12 protein-coding genes are annotated in these 16,295 nt (G+C 64.9%); 4 read left to right on the top strand and 8 right to left on the bottom strand.

The annotated features are described in order from the left end of the window. Window positions 1-196: 196 nt before the first annotated feature. The 8 genes from N825_RS31440 to tssA all read right to left on the bottom strand — a co-directional run bounded on the left by N825_RS31440 (window position 197) and on the right by tssA (window position 8,402). Window positions 197-994 (bottom strand): response regulator, encoded by a 798-nt coding sequence (locus N825_RS31440; protein WP_084165233.1) that lies wholly within the window; start codon window positions 992-994, stop codon window positions 197-199. A gap of 316 nt (window positions 995-1,310) precedes the next feature. Beyond that, a complete protein-coding gene (gene tssG, locus N825_RS31445) occupies window positions 1,311-2,381 on the bottom strand; it encodes a type VI secretion system baseplate subunit TssG (protein ID WP_198038987.1) in 1,071 nt (356 codons plus the stop codon). Next, on the bottom strand, window positions 2,345-4,219 hold the full coding sequence (gene tssF, locus N825_RS31450) for a type VI secretion system baseplate subunit TssF (protein ID WP_037460488.1): 1,875 nt from the start codon (window positions 4,217-4,219) through the stop codon (window positions 2,345-2,347). The genes tssG and tssF overlap by 37 nt, the downstream gene beginning before the upstream one ends. Beyond that, window positions 4,220-4,717 (bottom strand): type VI secretion system baseplate subunit TssE, encoded by a 498-nt coding sequence (tssE, locus tag N825_RS31455; RefSeq protein WP_037460490.1) that lies wholly within the window; start codon window positions 4,715-4,717, stop codon window positions 4,220-4,222. It lies immediately after the preceding gene. A gap of 46 nt (window positions 4,718-4,763) precedes the next feature. Further along, a complete protein-coding gene (locus tag N825_RS31460; protein ID WP_037460492.1) occupies window positions 4,764-5,297 on the bottom strand; it encodes a type VI secretion system tube protein Hcp in 534 nt (177 codons plus the stop codon). Window positions 5,298-5,331: 34 nt separating this feature from the next. Continuing rightward, complete coding sequence (gene tssC, locus N825_RS31465; RefSeq protein ID WP_051513727.1) at window positions 5,332-6,831, bottom strand: type VI secretion system contractile sheath large subunit; 1,500 nt, start codon at window positions 6,829-6,831, stop codon at window positions 5,332-5,334. After that, window positions 6,828-7,373 carry a type VI secretion system contractile sheath small subunit gene (gene tssB / locus N825_RS31470; protein WP_037460493.1) on the bottom strand — a complete coding sequence of 182 codons (546 nt, stop codon included), beginning with the start codon at window positions 7,371-7,373 and terminating at the stop codon, window positions 6,828-6,830. Before tssB ends, tssC begins: the two co-directional genes overlap by 4 nt. Window positions 7,374-7,376: 3 nt before the next feature. Continuing rightward, a complete protein-coding gene (tssA, locus tag N825_RS31475; RefSeq protein WP_037460494.1) occupies window positions 7,377-8,402 on the bottom strand; it encodes a type VI secretion system protein TssA in 1,026 nt (341 codons plus the stop codon). Between the two features lie 270 nt (window positions 8,403-8,672). Between tssA and tssK the strand changes: the two genes are divergently transcribed. From tssK to tssM, 4 genes are read left to right on the top strand one after another with little or no spacing between them, the layout of a single operon-like run. Then, the gene (gene tssK, locus N825_RS31480) at window positions 8,673-10,010 is read left to right on the top strand and encodes a type VI secretion system baseplate subunit TssK (protein WP_037460495.1); all 1,338 of its coding nucleotides are present in this window, start codon (window positions 8,673-8,675) and stop codon (window positions 10,008-10,010) included. A gap of 58 nt (window positions 10,011-10,068) precedes the next feature. Continuing rightward, window positions 10,069-11,367, top strand: a complete 1,299-nt coding sequence (gene tagH / locus N825_RS31485) for a type VI secretion system-associated FHA domain protein TagH (protein WP_037460496.1) — start codon at window positions 10,069-10,071, stop codon at window positions 11,365-11,367. After that, window positions 11,364-12,680, top strand: a complete 1,317-nt coding sequence (gene icmH, locus N825_RS31490) for a type IVB secretion system protein IcmH/DotU (RefSeq protein ID WP_037460499.1) — start codon at window positions 11,364-11,366, stop codon at window positions 12,678-12,680. The genes tagH and icmH overlap by 4 nt, the downstream gene beginning before the upstream one ends. Window positions 12,681-12,691: 11 nt before the next feature. After that, on the top strand, window positions 12,692-16,279 hold the full coding sequence (tssM, locus tag N825_RS31495) for a type VI secretion system membrane subunit TssM (RefSeq protein ID WP_063833970.1): 3,588 nt from the start codon (window positions 12,692-12,694) through the stop codon (window positions 16,277-16,279). Window positions 16,280-16,295: the final 16 nt, after the last annotated feature.

Below are 16,295 nucleotides of genomic sequence, written 5' to 3' on the forward strand. Positions count from 1 at the left end.
CTTCGAAAACATTGCTTCTCCGACAAGAGGCGTTTCCCGGGAGACTGACGGCGACTGGTTACGGGATTGTCACGGCTGTGGACCATGATGTTACAATTGTAACCCGGCGAGACGTTCGCTGCCCATATATCATGCTCACGCGCAGGCGGGACGGCGTTGTTTCCTCAAGAAACATCGCGGCTTCGTCTTGTCGGGTTCAAAATGGCTCGACGGCGAGTGTGAAGACATACCCGACGCCACGCTCCGTCCTGATCACGCGAGGGGCACTCGCGTCGATCTCGAGCTTCCGGCGCAACCGAAGAACCTGGACATCTATGCTGCGGTCGAAGATGTCCTCGTGGACCCGCGTGGCCTGAAGCAGATGCTCGCGCGTCAACGGTCGCCGCGGCGCTTCGAGGAACGCGAGCAACAGCGCATACTCACCCTTTGTCAGCGAGACCGGAGCGCCGGCGGGATCGAGAAGCTGCCGGGCGCGGCGTTCGAGTTGCCAGCCGCCGAACCGGTATCCGCCACGCTCCGGATCGCGGGACCGCGCCGCCCGTCCCATCTCCTGGCGCCTCAACACCGCCCGGACCCGTGCCAGCAGTTCCCGCAGGCTGAAGGGCTTGGTCACATAATCGTCCGCGCCAAGTTCCAGGCCGATCACGCGATCGATCTCGTCGCGCCGATGACCCGTCATGATGATGATGGGAACGTCGGAACTGGATCTGATCTGCCTCAGCAGGTCCAGCCCGTTATCCTGGCCGAGCCGCAGGTCCAGGATGATCGCGCTGGGGTGAACGCCTTTGAAATACCGGCACATCTCTTGTCCGTTGGCCACCGCGCTGGCCGGAACATCATGATCCTGGAAATAGCCGGTGACCATGCGCCGCATCGCCGGGTCGTCGTCGACGACAAGGATGTAGCCCGCCTTCGGTTCGTCTCCGCCCGACCTGCCGCCGCCGTAAGCCCGATCATCGGAAGCCGTTTCCAAATCCTCGGCACTTCCTGGCATTCGTCGCCGCGATTCCATAGAGTCTCCACTTTGCTGCCGGACAGGTTCCGTGCCGCTCCTGAATGGGGAGACGGCGCTGCCTGTCGGAAGATCGAGCGGGCCTGTCCGAATACCGCGAAGGCCGGATGCAGGTCATGTCCGTACGATCTACGCTCGGTGGTGAATAGCAGCCCGGAAGGACAGGCGTCAAAGTCTAGAAAGTGCATGTCCGAGTTCGACATATTTGCAGCTGGATAGTACTATATTTAACTCGATAGTGAAAAGCTGTGTGGCACGACGCGGATTTTGGCGGCGTATTATTCAATGCTAACCGATTTTATGACGATTTCCAATGGAGTGGCGTGAGCGTCAAATCCTCGGCATCGCTTTCGTCCGAACGGCGGCCCAGCCATGTGGTCCAGCCAAGCCGTCCCTGACGGCCAAGTTTCAGGTGCGGAACCTGATCGGCGCGGAGGACGAGCCCGAGCGTCCAGTCCAGTTCATCGCCGACATAGTTGCGCACCAACGGCACCGTCAGGCCGACGCTCTCGCCACCGGGCAGCAGCCGCTCATACTCTTCCAGGGTCAGCGGACCCATGACGATGCGGAAGCGGTGGTGGAACAACCTGATGCGCCGGCCCACCGTGGCGGTCACGCCGAGCGTTCCGTTCTCGGGATCCGAGCCGAGTGCCAGACGCTGGCCCGGCGCGATCTCGACCCATTTCGGATCGAACTCCTGGATATCGACAGGCATCGCGAAGAAGCCGCTCAGGATCGCCTGGAGCCCTTCGGCGTTGCGGGTGTGGGAACCGATGCGCCCGGCGAAGTGCAGTTTGGCCAGATCGGGCATCCCGTCCCGGCCCCGAAGCTCCTGCATGCCATAGCCGGCCAAGGCGCCGATCTGGGCCGCGAAGGCATCGTCGCCGGGCCGGTCGTGGGAGACAGTCGGCTCGCTCGCCGCCCAGGCGCGGAACAGCAGGGAGGCCATGCGGTGATGGAAGATGTCGCCGAAGCGGGCGAACGCTTCATCGCCGGCGTTGTGGAGACGCTGATGGGCATATTCGGTCAGGTGCGACGGCAGCGGACCATTGGGACCGAACAGGCCGAAGAAGAAGGTCATGATCCGGGTACGGTCGCCGTCCGTCCTGACGCTTTCCAGGGCGCGGGGCGGGAAGATCGTGCTCGGGAACTGGCCGAGCCGAACCGGGTCCTCCTCCGGATGGCGCGACTCCCCGATCCTCGGACCGGTTGGCGAACCGGCGTCGATACGGCGCAGCAGCGCGAAGAAATCGAATTTCTCGGGTGCCCGGCTCGCCTCCCGGAGGATTTCGGACAGGGCGTCGTTTATCGGCGGGACCGCGGCGTCGGGCATCAGGCCAGACGCCGCCGTCCCAGTTTCATCGGCCATCGCATGATCTCCCCGCGCTGCGTCGTCCGCAGGACGCTCTCCGTGAAGGCGTTGATCGAGACGTACTGGGCGAAGAAGTGGTTCAGCACCGCGGCGAAGGGAAAACAACCGATGCCCTCGAAGGCGGCCTCATCAAGCGCCATCTCGATCTCCAGGCCGCGCGCCATCGCCGCGAGCCCGCCCGAAGGAAGGCGGCGGACGATGGGACGCGAGCGGATGTTGCGCGTGCCCGCGACCTGCCGCATGGCGCTGGCGTCGCTGGGATCGGCGTATAGCCGGAGCAGCGCCCTCAAGGCGTCGGCTCCCCCGTCCTCGCTATCGGTGAGCGACAGATGGTTGAGCGAGAGATGACTGATCAGATGCCAGGCGACCTCTCCTTCGGCAGGCGACGGGCGCGGTCTGGTGGGACCGGCGATGCAGCGGATTCGGGCGACCGGTGCTCCGATTTCCAGGGTGAAATCGGTTTCGCCGCGACCGAGAGGCATCAGCAGCGGCAGGTCCCGGTTGGTACACAGGCACCGGACAGCCAGTTGCCGCAGGCTGGGACGGTAGGGTGCCGCGTGAGCGTCGACGATGGAGACGAAGACGTCGCTCCCCCCATACGATGTCCGCCGCCCTTCCCTTTGCTCGCGGCTGGAGATCAGCCGAGGTGCCCGCCGGATCGTATAATAGGAGCCGCCGGCCGCTTTCGGTTCGAGGTCCTCGATGGCGTAAAAGGAACGGAAGACCGTGGCGGTGGATCCGTCGTCGTGTTCACCCTGGACATCAAGGACGGAATGCACCTCGACATCGAGCGGACGGACCCGATCGACGGGAAGATGGTGCTCGAAAGTCCTCTCGCTGACGACGACACGATCCGCCTGCCGTTCGAACAGGTTGATGATCGGGCTGGCGAACAGGACCACGGAATCCCGGCTGAGGCCCCGTTGCAGCCGTGGCTCGATCCGGCGGAGCAGGAAGACGAGTTCGAGTTCCTCGCCGCTCGACGATCGAACGGGGTCCGCCAGCCCGCCGATTTCCACGAACAAGGCCCGTTCCGGCAGGGCGAAGTATTCCTGCAATGCCCGATAGCCGGTGAAGGACCGTGCCGGGAAGGGCAGCAGCGCCTCATCGTCGCCGAGCCCGGCATGCCGGACATGGGCGGCGGCGATCACCTCCTGCCAGGGCGAGGGCCGGACAGTGGGCCGGGCGACGACAGCCGTGACATCGGCCAGGAGCTGTTCGGCCAGAGCCCCGCCGGTACCGCCCGCCGGCGGCAGGTAGATCCGGAGCGACTTCAGCTTCAGGCGGTCGAAGGGCATGCCGTTGGTCGTGCGAAGCCTCACCCGCAGGGCGGCCGCCATCCGATGCCGCCTGTCGATCGCCAGTCCCGATAGCTCGGTTGCCGCCGCGAAATAATCGACGGCGGCGACCGTGATCGGCCAGAGATGGACATCCTGGGCGGTCCTGAACTCGCATTGGGTAACGGCATCGGCGGCCAGTTGCCCCACCAGCGACGTCCCGCGCGGTATGACGTAGCCGTTCTCCAGCCGACCGCCCTCGCGGTCCGGATCGAACCGCGCGATGCCCAGCGACGGCGTCGGCGCCAGGAAATGGGGGTAGACCATTTCCAGCAGGTGCTGGGTGAACACGGGAAAACGGGCGTCGAGCTTGAGCTGGACGCGCGCGGCCAGGAAGGCGAAGCCTTCGAGCAGGCGTTCGACATAGGGGTCGGAGACTTCGGCCGTGTCCATGCCGAGCCGGCCGGCGATCTTGGGAAAGGAGCGGGCGAACTCGCTTCCCATCTCCTTGATGTGGCGAAGCTCCTGATTGTAGAAGCGCAGGAACGTTTCGTTCATCTACTCCGCCTCGGTAAGTTGCTCGGCTATCCTGACGGTGTTGCGGTCCCGGTCCACTTCCGTCCGGAGCCTTAGGCGAAGCGGCACCGGCTCCGCCCACAGATCGGCCTCGATGATGAAGACCAGCGTGGTGTCGCTGGAGCCGGCCGGAAGCAGCTTGACCTGAACTCCGCTCATCAGGCGGGGCTCGAACACGTTCAGCGCTTCCTGGATCGCCCGCTCGAAGTGGCCGCGGTCCATGGTGCCGCCGCCCTGCCCGGCCAGCGGCCGCACGCCGTAGTTCAGCACACCGGACGCGACGTCAGGATATGCGGTGAGATCGACGGACGAGCCCAGCGGAGTCGCGTTCAACAGCCAGGAAACGTCGCGCAGGATGACGACGCGCAACTGCGAGAGCGAAAAGGTGCGCCCGCCGTCCTCGGACACTCCCTCCCCGCCGTCGGTAAGACGGTCCAGGAGCGAGGGCTGGACGAGATCGCGATAGCTGGCCTTGGGCATATGGGATGACCGGAGCAGGGGGAGGGGCTTCGAACCGGCGCGGCTATTAGGTCACCTTATCGGTGGCGCTGTTGGCGATCTGGCTCCAGGCGCTTTCGCCGGCCTCGACCAATTGGCCAGCCTTGTCCTGCTTCTTGTAGGCGATCTTGCAGGCGCCGAAGCGGAAGACGATCGATTCCTCAGGGGCAGGATCGCCGTAACTCCACTCGATGCGTTCGACCGCCAGCATGGAGAAGGTCCAGGTCAGGAACACGTTGGACTGCGCCTGGGTGCCCGCGCCTTTGTCGCCGGTCGATTTCAGCAACACCAATTGCACATTGTCGAAATGCGCGCCGCTGCCGCAGGCGACGAAGAGATCGGCGGACGCGGTATCCACCTGCTTCTTGATTGTAAACGCCTCGAACTCGGCCTTGCCGGCTCCGGCGCCAGCGGTGTGCGAGGTGATGTTCAACTTGTTCTCGAGCGAGAAGCTCCATTCGTCGCCAAGCGTGATCGCATTGGTCTTCAGCTTCGACTCACCCTTGGGATGAATGCCGCTCTTCGAGGCTTGGGTGAAGAGAAGATAGGCATCGAAAGACATGATGAACTCCGGTGGAGATGAATAATTCTAGAAATCACGCCAGCTTGGTGGAAGGCAGCCGGGAGACGAGGCGAAGCGAAACCGTCAGCCCTTCGAGCTGGAAATGCGGTCTCAGGTAGAATCGGGCCTGGTAATAACCTGGATTGTCCTGGACTTCCTCGACGATGACCTCGGCGGCGGCCAGGGGTTTCTTCGCCTTGTCCTCCTCGCTCGCGAGGTTCGGCGACGAATGGACGTAGTTCTGTATCCAACGATTGAGCCAAGCCTCGACATCCGACCGGTCCTTGAAGGAACCGATCTTGTCGCGCACCAGACACTTCAGGTAATGGGCGAAGCGCGATGTCGCGAACATGTAAGGCAGCCTGGCGCTCAGTTCGGCATTGGCCGAGGCGTCCGGATCGTCGTACTTGATCGGCTTGTTGAGGGTCTGTGCCCCGATGAACACCGCCATGTCGGTGTTCTTCCGGTGAAGCATCGGCAGCAACCCGTTCTTGGAAAGCTCCGCCTCGCGCCGGTCGCTGATCGCGATCTCGGTCGGGCATTTCAAGTCCACGCCGCCGTCGTCGCTCGGAAAGGTATGGGCGGGAAGTCCCTCGACCAAACCACCGGACTCGACCCCTCGGATCTGAGACATCCAGCCATACAGTTTGTAGGAGCGCGTGATGTTGACGCCCATCGCGTAGGCGGCGTTGCACCAGAGGTATTTGCCGCTGTCGCCGCCATCGACATCCTCTTCGAAGGCGAATTCCGCGACGGGGTCGGTCTTGCTGCCGTAGGGCAGCCGTCCGAGCGTGCGGGGCAAGGTCAGCGCGATGTAACGCGAATCCTCGGAGTCACGCAGCGATCGCCAGGCCGCGTATTCCGGCGTCTGGAAGATCTTGGTGAGATCGCGCGGATTGGCGAGTTCCTGCCAGGACTCCATGTTGAGGAGCTGAGGGGCCGCCGCCGCGATGAAGGGGGCATGCGCCGCCGCCGCGATCTGACCCAGCGACGCGAGCAGCTCGACGTCGGGCGGCGTGTGGTCGAAGTGGAAGTCGCCGATCAGGCAGCCATAAGGCTCGCCGCCGATCTGGCCGAACTCCTCTTCGTAGATCTTCTTGAACAGCGGGCTTTGATCCCAGGCGATCCCCCGGTACTTCCGCGCGGAACGCGCCAGTTCCTTCTTGCTGGTGTTCAGCACCCGGATCTTCAGGGTTTCGTCGGTTTCGGTGTTGGAGACGAGCTGGTGAAGCCCACGCCATGCCGCTTCCAACTGCTGGAAATCGGGATGATGGATGATCAGGTTCAACTGTTCGGTCAGCTTGCGGTCGAGTTCCGCGACGATCGCCTGGATCGTGGCGACGGCATCGTCGCCGATCAGTCGGGTTTCGGCCAGCGCCTGCCCTGCCAGGGTGCCCACCGCGCGCTCGATCGCGTCGCGGTACTGTTCGGTGCGCGGCTTGAACTCGCGCTGAAGGAGCTGGGCGAAGCCATCGTCGGTCAGGATGGCTTCCGCGACAGGCGCTGTGGCTTGCCGAATCTGGTCCGGGCTCATGACTGTGCTTCTCCATCGTCCGATGCGGCGTTCTCTTCGGGGCTGGCCAAAGTGCCGGCCCTGGCCGAGACGGCCTTCAGCAACTCGGGGTCGGCGAGAAGCTGGCCCAGCAGGCGTTCGGCGCCGCTCTTGCCGTCCATGTATGTCAGCAGGTTGCCAAGCTCCGTCCGGGCATCCAGGAGCTTCCGGAGCGCATCGACCCGGCGCGCCACGGCGGCCGGCGAGAAGTCGTCCATCTGTTCGAACGTCAGATCGACCGGCAGGCTTCCTTCTCCGGTCAGGGAGTTTTCGACGCTGATCGCCACCCGTGGCTTCATCGAGCGCAGACGGGCATCGAAGTTGTCGATATCGATCTCGACCATCTTGCGATCGGCCAGATCCGGCAGCGGCTCGACGCGCTTCCCGGAAAGATCGGCCATCACCCCCACGACGAAAGGCAACTGCACCTTCCGCTCGCTGCCGTAGAGCTCGACGTCGTACTCGATCTGGACACGGGGCGCCCGGTTGCGGCGGATGAATTTCTGACTGCTTGCTTTCAACATGATCTAATCTTCGTCCTCTTCGATCGGTCCAAGACTGCGCAGCCCGGCCACGTTGCGGAACTGGGGAGCACCGTCGGGCGCCAGCTCCATCAGCAGCGCCAGAAAATCCCGCGACACCATCTGCTTGGCCCGCTCCAGCAGAATGGGGACGGGGCTCGACGGCTCGTTCGTGCGGTACCACTGGCAGATGCGGTCAAGCAGACCGATCACGTCGGCGCGGCTGGCGATGCCGCCGCTCACCGGCTGCGGCGGATCGTCTTGCCGCCCGGCATCGATATCCACCGGATCGGCGGTGCGCCTGGGCCGGTGATCGTCGATCACCGACTTGACCTGCGCCAGCAAGTCCTTCAGCGGGTCCAGCCGGATCGTGTCGCCCGGTCCGACATGGGTCCGGATGCTGCCTTCGATGGCGGCCAGCGAGGCGAGGCAGGATGCGATTGCCGCGCTCGCCTCGTCGAGCGCCGCCGGACCGGTTTCGCCGAACGCTCCCTCGACCTGAGCCAGCGTCGGACCTTCGCCGTCCGGATTGCCATGCCGGACCGCCTGCCAGTCGTTGAAGGCGAAGCTGCCGACGCCACGGGCCGCCGCAAGCGGGATACGCCGGATTTCGGCCAGCAATCCGGCTGAATCACGGAGGTTGGCCAGCGCGTTGAGGCGTATCGTCTGATCGTCCCCGTCGTCGGCGTCGGGAGCCGGATGCAGTTCGTCCCAGTAACCGTCCAGATAACCGGCAATCAGCGAGAGGCCGCCGGCAAGCCCGGCGAATCCCTCGGTAGCGAGCCAGGCACGAGCCAGGGCGACCGCGATGCGGATATCCTTGCCGCGCCCTGCTAGTTCGACCCCCAGATCGGCGACATGCCGCCAATCCGGCGCTTCCCCGGCCACGGTCTGGTCGCCGGCCTGCCGCTCGGGGCCGGCACGGGTGGCGCGTTCGAACTCCAGGAAACCCGGATCGTAGTCCAGGGGCTCACCGCACGGTGATGCTCCGTCGATGGGCTCGAGCAATTCCGCATAATCAGCGCTCCGCATCTTTCGCCTTCCGGGCTTGCGATACTCCAGCGATGCCGATCCGATCGATCCGGTGGTCGTTCGACACCGCATGCCGGGATTATTAAGTCATCCACCTGGGAAGTTCGGCATGCGGGATTGGCATATCGATATGCGGGCAATGAAACTACCCTAAATTACATTGACAAATATCAACATTACTTCAACGCATGGAAGAACAAGCCTGGACCTGTCTATGTTGAGGCCATCAAATCCAGGTTCCAACAAGTCCACAATAGGCGGGCCGCGCGAATGTCGTGGAACAACAAGGTCATCTGGTCGGAGGGATTGTTCCTGCGGCCGCAGCACCTTCAGCAAGCCGATCGCCACATGGAGAAGTTCGTACGCGGCCGGACCCAGGCGCTCCGTGGTTACGGCTGGGGGTTCACCGAACTCCGGATCAACCGTGAACTGCTGAGCCTCGGCAAGATCGCCATCGAGCACGCGGCCGGCGTCATGGAGGACGGCACACCTTTCGCCATCCCCGACGAAGCCGACCAGCCGGCCCCCTTCGCTCCCCCCGGCAACCTGCGCAACGCGGTCATCCATCTGGCGCTGCCGGTCTATCAGCCGGGCGCCGCCGAAGCGGATGCCAGGACCGGAGATGAAGTCGTCACCCGCTACATGGTCGCTGAACAGGATCTCGCCGACGGCAATGCCGGAGAACGGGAGCAGGTCGCGATCGACATCGGCCGCCTGCGCTTCCGGCTGATCGCCGAAGGGGCCGAACGGACGGGCTTCATCTCCATGCCGATCCTCCGCCTGATCGAGGTCCGCGCCGACCATCAGGTCGTTCTCGACGAAAGCTTCGTTGCTCCGGCACTTGACTGCGCCTGCTCATCGGTACTGGCGAGCTACGTGACCGAGATCGAGGGCCTGCTCCATCACCGTGGCGAAGCCCTGGCGGCTCGGGTCTCGCAATCCGGGACCAAGGGCGTCGCGGAGATCACCGATTTCCTGATGCTCCAGATGATCAACCGTCACGAACCGTCCTTCGCTCATCTGAGCCGGAGTTCCACGGTGCATCCCGAGACGCTGTACGGCCTGATGGTTCAGCTTGCCGGCGAGCTTGCGACCTATGCCCGCTCGGACAAGCGGACGCCCTCCTACCCGACATACCGGCACGAGGATCTGGCGGCGACGTTCCAGCCCGTCATCCAGTCGGTCCGCCAGTCGCTGAACACCGTCCTGGAGCAAACGGCGATCCAGGTTCCGCTCCGAGAGCACAGGTATGGAATTCACTTGGCCGAAGTGAACGATCGGACCCTGTTCCGGACCTCGGCCTTCGTGCTGGCGGTCCGCGCCGATGTCGAAGCGGAGCGGCTGCGCCGCGCCTTCCCGTCCCAGGTGAAGATCGGCCCGGTCGAAAGGATCAAGGAACTGGTCAATGTGGCTTTGCCGGGAATGGTCGTCGATCCGCTTCCGGTGGCGCCGCGCCAGATCCCGTTCCATGTCGGCGTGACCTATTTCGAGATCGACCGGAACAGCACCGTCTGGAAGGAAATGCAGACCTCCGGCGGTCTGGCCCTGCATGTCGCGGGTGATTTTCCAAACCTCGAAATGACCCTCTGGGCGATCCGCGGCGATTGAGCGCCGCGACCGGTCCATTTGCCCCGCTCATCCGTCCCATTCGTGGAGGCACGAACCCATGCCATTGGTCTTGCGCGTCGAGGGGCCGGGAACGATCCGGTACCGTGGATCGGACCTGCCCGAGCTGATCGAGATCGACGACCGGCTGACGGTCGGCCGCGACGAGAACAACGACCTCGTCCTGAGCGACGAACAGCGGGGCATCTCGACCGAGCACTGCCGCATCGAACGGATCGACCGGGGATACACGGTGTCCGACCGCAGCCGCAACGGCACCTTCCTCAATGACGACACCGTTGCGATCGGACCTGACAAGAATCCTCCGCTGGATGCCGGCGACCTGATCCGGATCGGCACATTCGCCCTTCATGTCGTCTCGGTACAGGCGCCGATACCGCTGTCAGCCCTGGATGAACCGGACCTTCCGCCCGCCGTTCCGAACGTCGAGCCTGTTTCCGAACCGTCATTCCCCGGCCCGGCGCAATCGGTGTGGCCGCTCGACGACGACGAAGCGCCGGCCGAAGACATGACCTTCCGGGACGCCGCCGACAGGAATGCCTTCGCGGACCACCTGCGGCCGGAAGCTTCGGCCTTCGTCGCACCCGTCGTCGGGCACGAGCGGATTCCGGACGACTGGGAGTTTTCAGCCGAAACGCCGTCCCGCGACATCGGAAGGATCGACCGGCCTCCGCCGGCTGCCGGTTCCGAACCAAGCCTCATCGACAAGCCGGCCCTCATCGAAAAGCCGGTCGGGGACCCGGCGTCCAAAGCGGTCGATGCGATGCTCAACATCTGCGGGTTGACCCGAGGCGACGTACCGGACGACCGCCTTGTCGAAGTGATGAGCCGCATGGCTCACGCCTTCCGCATAGCGGTCGGCAATCTCCACGACATGCTGGTCGCACGCTCGGAAGCCAAGCGGGAATTCGGGGCCGAGCGGACGATGATCGCGCGGCTGGACAACAATGCGCTGAAGTTTCCCATGGACCTGAACGCCGCCCTGCGGACGCTGATGATGAACGACGTTGCCGGCTTCCTACCGGCCGAACGGGCGGTCGGCCAGGCATTCGACGATATCAAGGCACATCAGGTAAGCCTGCTGGCCGCTACCCAGGCGACACTTCAGATGCTGGTGCGCCAGTTGGCGCCCGGATCGGTCACCGCCGGCATGACACGCGGCCCCGACGCCGGATGGGTGCCGGTCCTTGGCAAGGCGCGCGCCTGGGACCGTTATGTCCAGTTGCACGGCAGGATCGACGACGATCTCGCGGCCGGCGACATGAAGATGCCGGGGGATCAGCCATTCCGCCGAAGGGCGAAGACCGCATCTCCCGCAACCGGGGGATCGACGCCATGACCGCTGACCACACTGCCGACCAGACCGTGATCGTTCCCGCCGATGTCTTCCTGGGTCTCCAACGGGGCTACGACACGCCAGACCCGTCAGGGCAGGATTCGTCCAGGCCGTGGGAGCGGATCAGCCTCGGCCGCACTAGTCCGCTCGTCATGGCGGCGGCACCGCTGCTCAGCCTGTGCGGGCGCATCAAGGGCCAGGCGTCCCATGCCAACGTCGATACCCTGCGCCTGCATGTCCTTGGCGAGATCGACCGTTTCGAGCGCAGGATCACGCCGCTCGGCCTGTCGGCGCGATCGATCCGGGCAGGCAAATACGCTCTCTGCGCGACAGTCGACGACATCGTTCTCAATACCCCCTGGGGCGGCAACAGCATCTGGACGACCCGGAGCATGGTTGGCACCCTGTTCAGCGAAACCTGGGGTGGCGATCGTTTCTTCGATCTGCTGGCCCAACTGAAGCGGGATCCCGGAAACAACATCGACCTGATCGAGCTGCTCTATTACTGCATCAGCCTGGGGTTCGAGGGAAAGTACCGGATAGCGCCGCGCGGCGCATCGGAACTCGTCACGGTCCGCGAGGACCTGTATCGCCTGATCCGGAACGTCCGGGGCGACTTCGAGCGCGACATCTCTCCGCACTGGCGCGGTACCGGCCTTGGACATCGCAGCCTGGGTGCCGTCGTGCCGCCCTGGATCGCCGCATCGGTGGCTGCTGCCTTGCTGCTCCTGCTGTTCTCCGGTCTCGTTCTCGCGATCAACCAGCACTCCGATGCCGCATTTTCCGAGTTGGCGGCCCTGCCGCCGGCCGGCGCCGTCAGCCTGATCCGTGCGGCCCCCGCTCCTCCGCCCCCTCCCCCACCGCCGGAGTTCGCCGCCGGCCAAACGGAAGCGCTGCGGAAGTTTCTGGAATCCGAGATCCGTCAGGGGCTGGTTTCGGTGCGGGAGGATGCCCAGACGATCGGCGTCCGGATCGCGGGCGACGGGATGTTCCCCTCCGGCCGCGCCGAAGTACTTGACGAAGTCAAACCCCTGCTGGTCCGCATCGGTCAGGCGCTGAACGATCAGCCGGGCGATATCGTGGTCACCGGCCATACCGACAGCCAGCCGATCCGTTCCCTCAAGTTCCCGTCCAACTGGGACCTCTCGCTGGCGCGAGCCAAGGCGGCGGCCGCGCTGATCGGCGGCGCCATGACGGAACCGGCACGGCTGACCTCGGAAGGAAAAGACTCGAGCCAGCCAGTCGCTTCGAACGATACGGCGCAGGGCCGCAAATTGAACCGGCGGATCGAGCTAGTCATCTCCAAGGCCCAATGAGGGAAAATTCCATGATCGATGCTCTGAAGCTGCCGATCTCCCTGCGGACGGGGCTCATTCTCTGCGGCCTCGCCGTTGTATCCAGCGCGGCCTTCGTCGTCGGGCCGCTGATTTCGGTCGGTGACACGGCCCCTTTCTCCAGCCTTGCCGGCAGCATCGGCTTGGCCACCTTGGCACCGGCGATCTACGGTGCTACGAGGCTGGTCGAAAGCTGGAGGACGTTCCGGCAGAATGCGGCCATGCTCGATGCGGCGGTCAGGCCGGACGCCGGTTCCGTCGGCGGAGCCGAAGACGCCCAAGAGAGTGCTGAGATCGCCCTACGCCTGCGGGAAGCCCTGTCGGTGCTCAGGAAGCGCCGCTTCCAGGGAGCCGCGGGCAAACGCTGGCTGTACCAAATCCCTTGGTACGTCATCATCGGACCGCCGGGTGCCGGAAAGACCACGGCACTGGTCAATGCCGGCCTCAACTTCCCGCTTGCCGACCGGTTCGGCCGCAATGCCATGCGCGGCATCGGTGGAACGCGAAGCTGCGACTGGTGGTTCACCGACGAGGCCGTGCTGATCGATACCGCTGGCCGCTACACGACCCAGGACAGCGATGCCGGCAAGGACCATGCCGCCTGGCTGGGCTTTCTGCGCCTGCTGAGGCGATACCGCCGCCGCCAGCCACTGAACGGGTTGCTGGTGGCGATCGCGGTCAACGAGGTGACCGAAGGCGGGGAGGAGGCGCGTCTGGCGCATGCCCGGCTGATCCGCCGGCGCATTCAGGAAGTGCAGGCCGAGTTGCGGATCCAGTTGCCGGTCTACCTGCTCCTGACCAAGGCGGACCTGATCTCCGGTTTCACCGAGTTCTTCGACGATCTTGGCCGCGAAGGCCGGCAGTCCGTCTGGGGCTTCACCTTCGATCGGGATGGCGCCCGGAATGACGACTTGGACGTCACACCGGTAGACCACTTCGGCAGCGAATTCGACGCGCTGGTCGGCCGGCTGGACGAAAGGCTGATCGACCGGCTCCATCAGGAAAGCGATAGCGCGCGGCGCGGCGCCGTCTATAGCTTCCCGCATCAGGTCGCCAGCATCAAGGACGCGCTGACCCAGTTCGTCGAGGAGGCTTTCCGTCCGAATTCCTTCGAGCAGGCGATCATGCTGCGCGGTGCCTATTTCGTCAGTGGCACCCAGGTCGGCACGCCGATCGACCGCGTCCTGGCCGCGATGAGAAGAAGTTTCGGCATCGGTTCTCAGCCGAAAGCGGCCGGTATCCAGCCGAAGCGCAGTTATTTCCTGAACCGCCTGCTGCGCGAGGTGGTGTTCGGTGAAGCCGGGCTGGCGGATGCCGATCCCCGGATCGAGCGACATCGGCGCCGTATCGCCTGGAGCCTTCATGGTGCGATCGCCGTCCTGTGCGTCGCGGCGGCCGGGGTGGCGGGGACCGGCTATATCCTCAATCGGACGCTGATCACGAAGGTCGAAGCCGCCGCCGGCGGCTACACCGCGAAGGCGCGGGAAATGGACCTGGACCAGGTTGGCGATATCGACCTCGCCCGTGTCCTGCCCCTGCTGAACGAGCTGCGCGACTTGCCCACCGGCTATGCGGAACGCGGATTTCCCCGCTCGTGGCTGGCGAGCCTGGGCCTCGACCAGACCGAAAAGCTCGGATCGCAGACGGTCGGCGCCTATCGGCGCATCCTCGGCTCCGTGCTGCTGCCGCGCCTGATCCTGAGATTGGAGGATCAGCTGCGCAAGCGCCGCGACGATCCGGACTTCCTGTATCAGGCTTTGAAGGCCTATCTCATGCTCGGCGGACAGGGACCGATGGACCGCGCGTTCGTCGAGCGCTGGTTCGAGTTCGAGATCAAGGCATCCAATCCCGACCAGCGCGATGCCCCGCTACGGCAGGATCTCGGCGGCCATATCAAGGCCCTGCTCGAGCGTCCGCTGCCGCAAGTAGGATTGGACGGCGATTTGGTGAGCCAGCTCCGCGCTGTCCTGAAACAGACCTCGCTCGCCAAGCAGACGCTCGACGCCATCGCCGCCAGTCCGGAGGCCGCCGCGCTTCCCGGCTGGACCATAGCCGATCATGCCGGCCCGGCCGGCACCTGGGTCTTCCACCGCGCCAGCGGGCTGCCGCTCGCCGACGGCATTCCCGGTCTGTATACCCGCGACGGCTTCTTCAAGATCTTCTTGCCGCTGCTGCCCCATTACGCCGAAACGACGCGGCGGGAGGCTTGGGTCCTCGGCACCAAGCTGGCTAAGATGAGCCCGGAAGCGGAGGCGGAGCACGAACGCGATACCGTCGGTCTCTATCTCCAGGCGTTCGCGCTGCAATGGGACAAGCTGCTGGGCGACATCGCCGTCAGTTCGGCCAAATCCTATGACGATGCCCTGCGCACGCTCAGCATCCTGTCCTCGCCGACCTCTCCGATCCGCCTGCTGGTGGTCTCGGCCGGTACCGAAACAGCGCTGACACAGCCGGCGGGCGAAGCGGCATCCCCGGACCGTCAGGCGACGGCCGACGAGAAACTCGCCAAGCTCCTGCTTCAGCAGCGGAACCCCGACAGCATCGCCGCCCTGGCCGAGCGCTTCAGCGGCGAGCATTTCCGGGAACTGCATGCGCTGAGCACGGTTCCGCCCGGCAGTTCGGCCAGCGCGCGACCGCGGATCGACGAGGTGATCGCCAGCCTCGGCGATCTCTACCGCTCGCTCAACCAAGCCCGCTTCGGAGGCGCACGCGCCGGCGACGCGGGAGGCGGCCCGCTGCAAGGCAGCGCCGAAGGTGCGGCCGCCCTGGCCGAGATCGACACGCAGGCCGCCAGCCTGCCCGCTCCGGTGCGTCAGTGGATCACCGGTATCAGCAGGACCAGTTCCTCCATGTCGGCGGATGGTGTGCGCCAACGGCTCACCGATGCCTGGATGGGAAGCGGCGGGCAGTTCTGTGCCCAGGCGACGGCTGGCCGCTATCCCTTCGACAAGAACGGCGCCAACGAAATCTCGCTCGAAGACTTCGCCCGGCTCTTCGCGAAGGACGGACTGATCGACAGCTTTTTCGAACAGAATCTCGCGTCTTTCGTCGACAAGTCCGGCAAGCCCTGGCGATGGCGTAAATTCGGCTCGGTCGATCTGAAGCTGTCGCGGGAGTCCCTTGCCCAGTTCGAGCGGGCGGCACTGATCCGCGACAGCATGTTCCCGCCCGGCAGCGCCAGACCGGAGGCCGGCTTCCGCTTGACGCTGGCGCGGACCAGCTTCGAGATCGGCGGAATCGATATTTCCGTCGGCGGCAGGACCGCCAGCCTTGCTCCAGGAAGCGCTCAATCGGCGCAACTGAGCTGGCCCGGAAACGATCCCGCCGCCGGCACGAGCGTGACCTTCAAGCCCGGTCTAGCCAACTCCCCTCCGACGGCGATCGCCATCGACGGCCCGTGGTCGCTGTTCCGCCTGCTCGACCGGAGCGTGCTCCAGGCCACCAGCGCGACGCGCGATCGTCTTTCGGTCCGGATCGCCAGCGGTCCCGCCGAGGCCGACCTCGTCCTTCAGGAAAGCAGCCTTGCAAACCCGTTCGGGGCGAACCCCGTCAGCGCATTCCGCTGCCCCAGAACGCTGTAAATTTGGGAGCCGTTTC

Source organism: Skermanella stibiiresistens SB22, from assembly GCF_000576635.1.
In the GTDB taxonomy this organism is placed as follows: Bacteria; Pseudomonadota; Alphaproteobacteria; order Azospirillales; family Azospirillaceae; genus Skermanella; species Skermanella stibiiresistens.

Excerpts from the sequence above, each read along its gene's own strand:
- tssC (WP_051513727.1), bottom strand. The coding sequence starts at position 6,831 with ATGAGCCCGGACCAGATTCGGCAAGCCACAGCGCCTGTCGCGGAAGCC.
- tssA (WP_037460494.1), bottom strand. The coding sequence starts at position 8,402 with ATGCGGAGCGCTGATTATGCGGAATTGCTCGAGCCCATCGACGGAGCA.
- icmH (WP_037460499.1), top strand. The coding sequence starts at position 11,364 with ATGACCGCTGACCACACTGCCGACCAGACCGTGATCGTTCCCGCCGAT.
- tssK (WP_037460495.1), top strand. The coding sequence starts at position 8,673 with ATGTCGTGGAACAACAAGGTCATCTGGTCGGAGGGATTGTTCCTGCGG.
- tssG (WP_198038987.1), bottom strand. The coding sequence starts at position 2,381 with ATGGCCGATGAAACTGGGACGGCGGCGTCTGGCCTGATGCCCGACGCC.
- tagH (WP_037460496.1), top strand. The coding sequence starts at position 10,069 with ATGCCATTGGTCTTGCGCGTCGAGGGGCCGGGAACGATCCGGTACCGT.
- N825_RS31460 (WP_037460492.1), bottom strand. The coding sequence starts at position 5,297 with ATGTCTTTCGATGCCTATCTTCTCTTCACCCAAGCCTCGAAGAGCGGC.
- tssF (WP_037460488.1), bottom strand. The coding sequence starts at position 4,219 with ATGAACGAAACGTTCCTGCGCTTCTACAATCAGGAGCTTCGCCACATC.
- tssM (WP_063833970.1), top strand. The coding sequence starts at position 12,692 with ATGATCGATGCTCTGAAGCTGCCGATCTCCCTGCGGACGGGGCTCATT.
- tssE (WP_037460490.1), bottom strand. The coding sequence starts at position 4,717 with ATGCCCAAGGCCAGCTATCGCGATCTCGTCCAGCCCTCGCTCCTGGAC.
- tssB (WP_037460493.1), bottom strand. The coding sequence starts at position 7,373 with ATGTTGAAAGCAAGCAGTCAGAAATTCATCCGCCGCAACCGGGCGCCC.
- N825_RS31440 (WP_084165233.1), bottom strand. The coding sequence starts at position 994 with ATGCCAGGAAGTGCCGAGGATTTGGAAACGGCTTCCGATGATCGGGCT.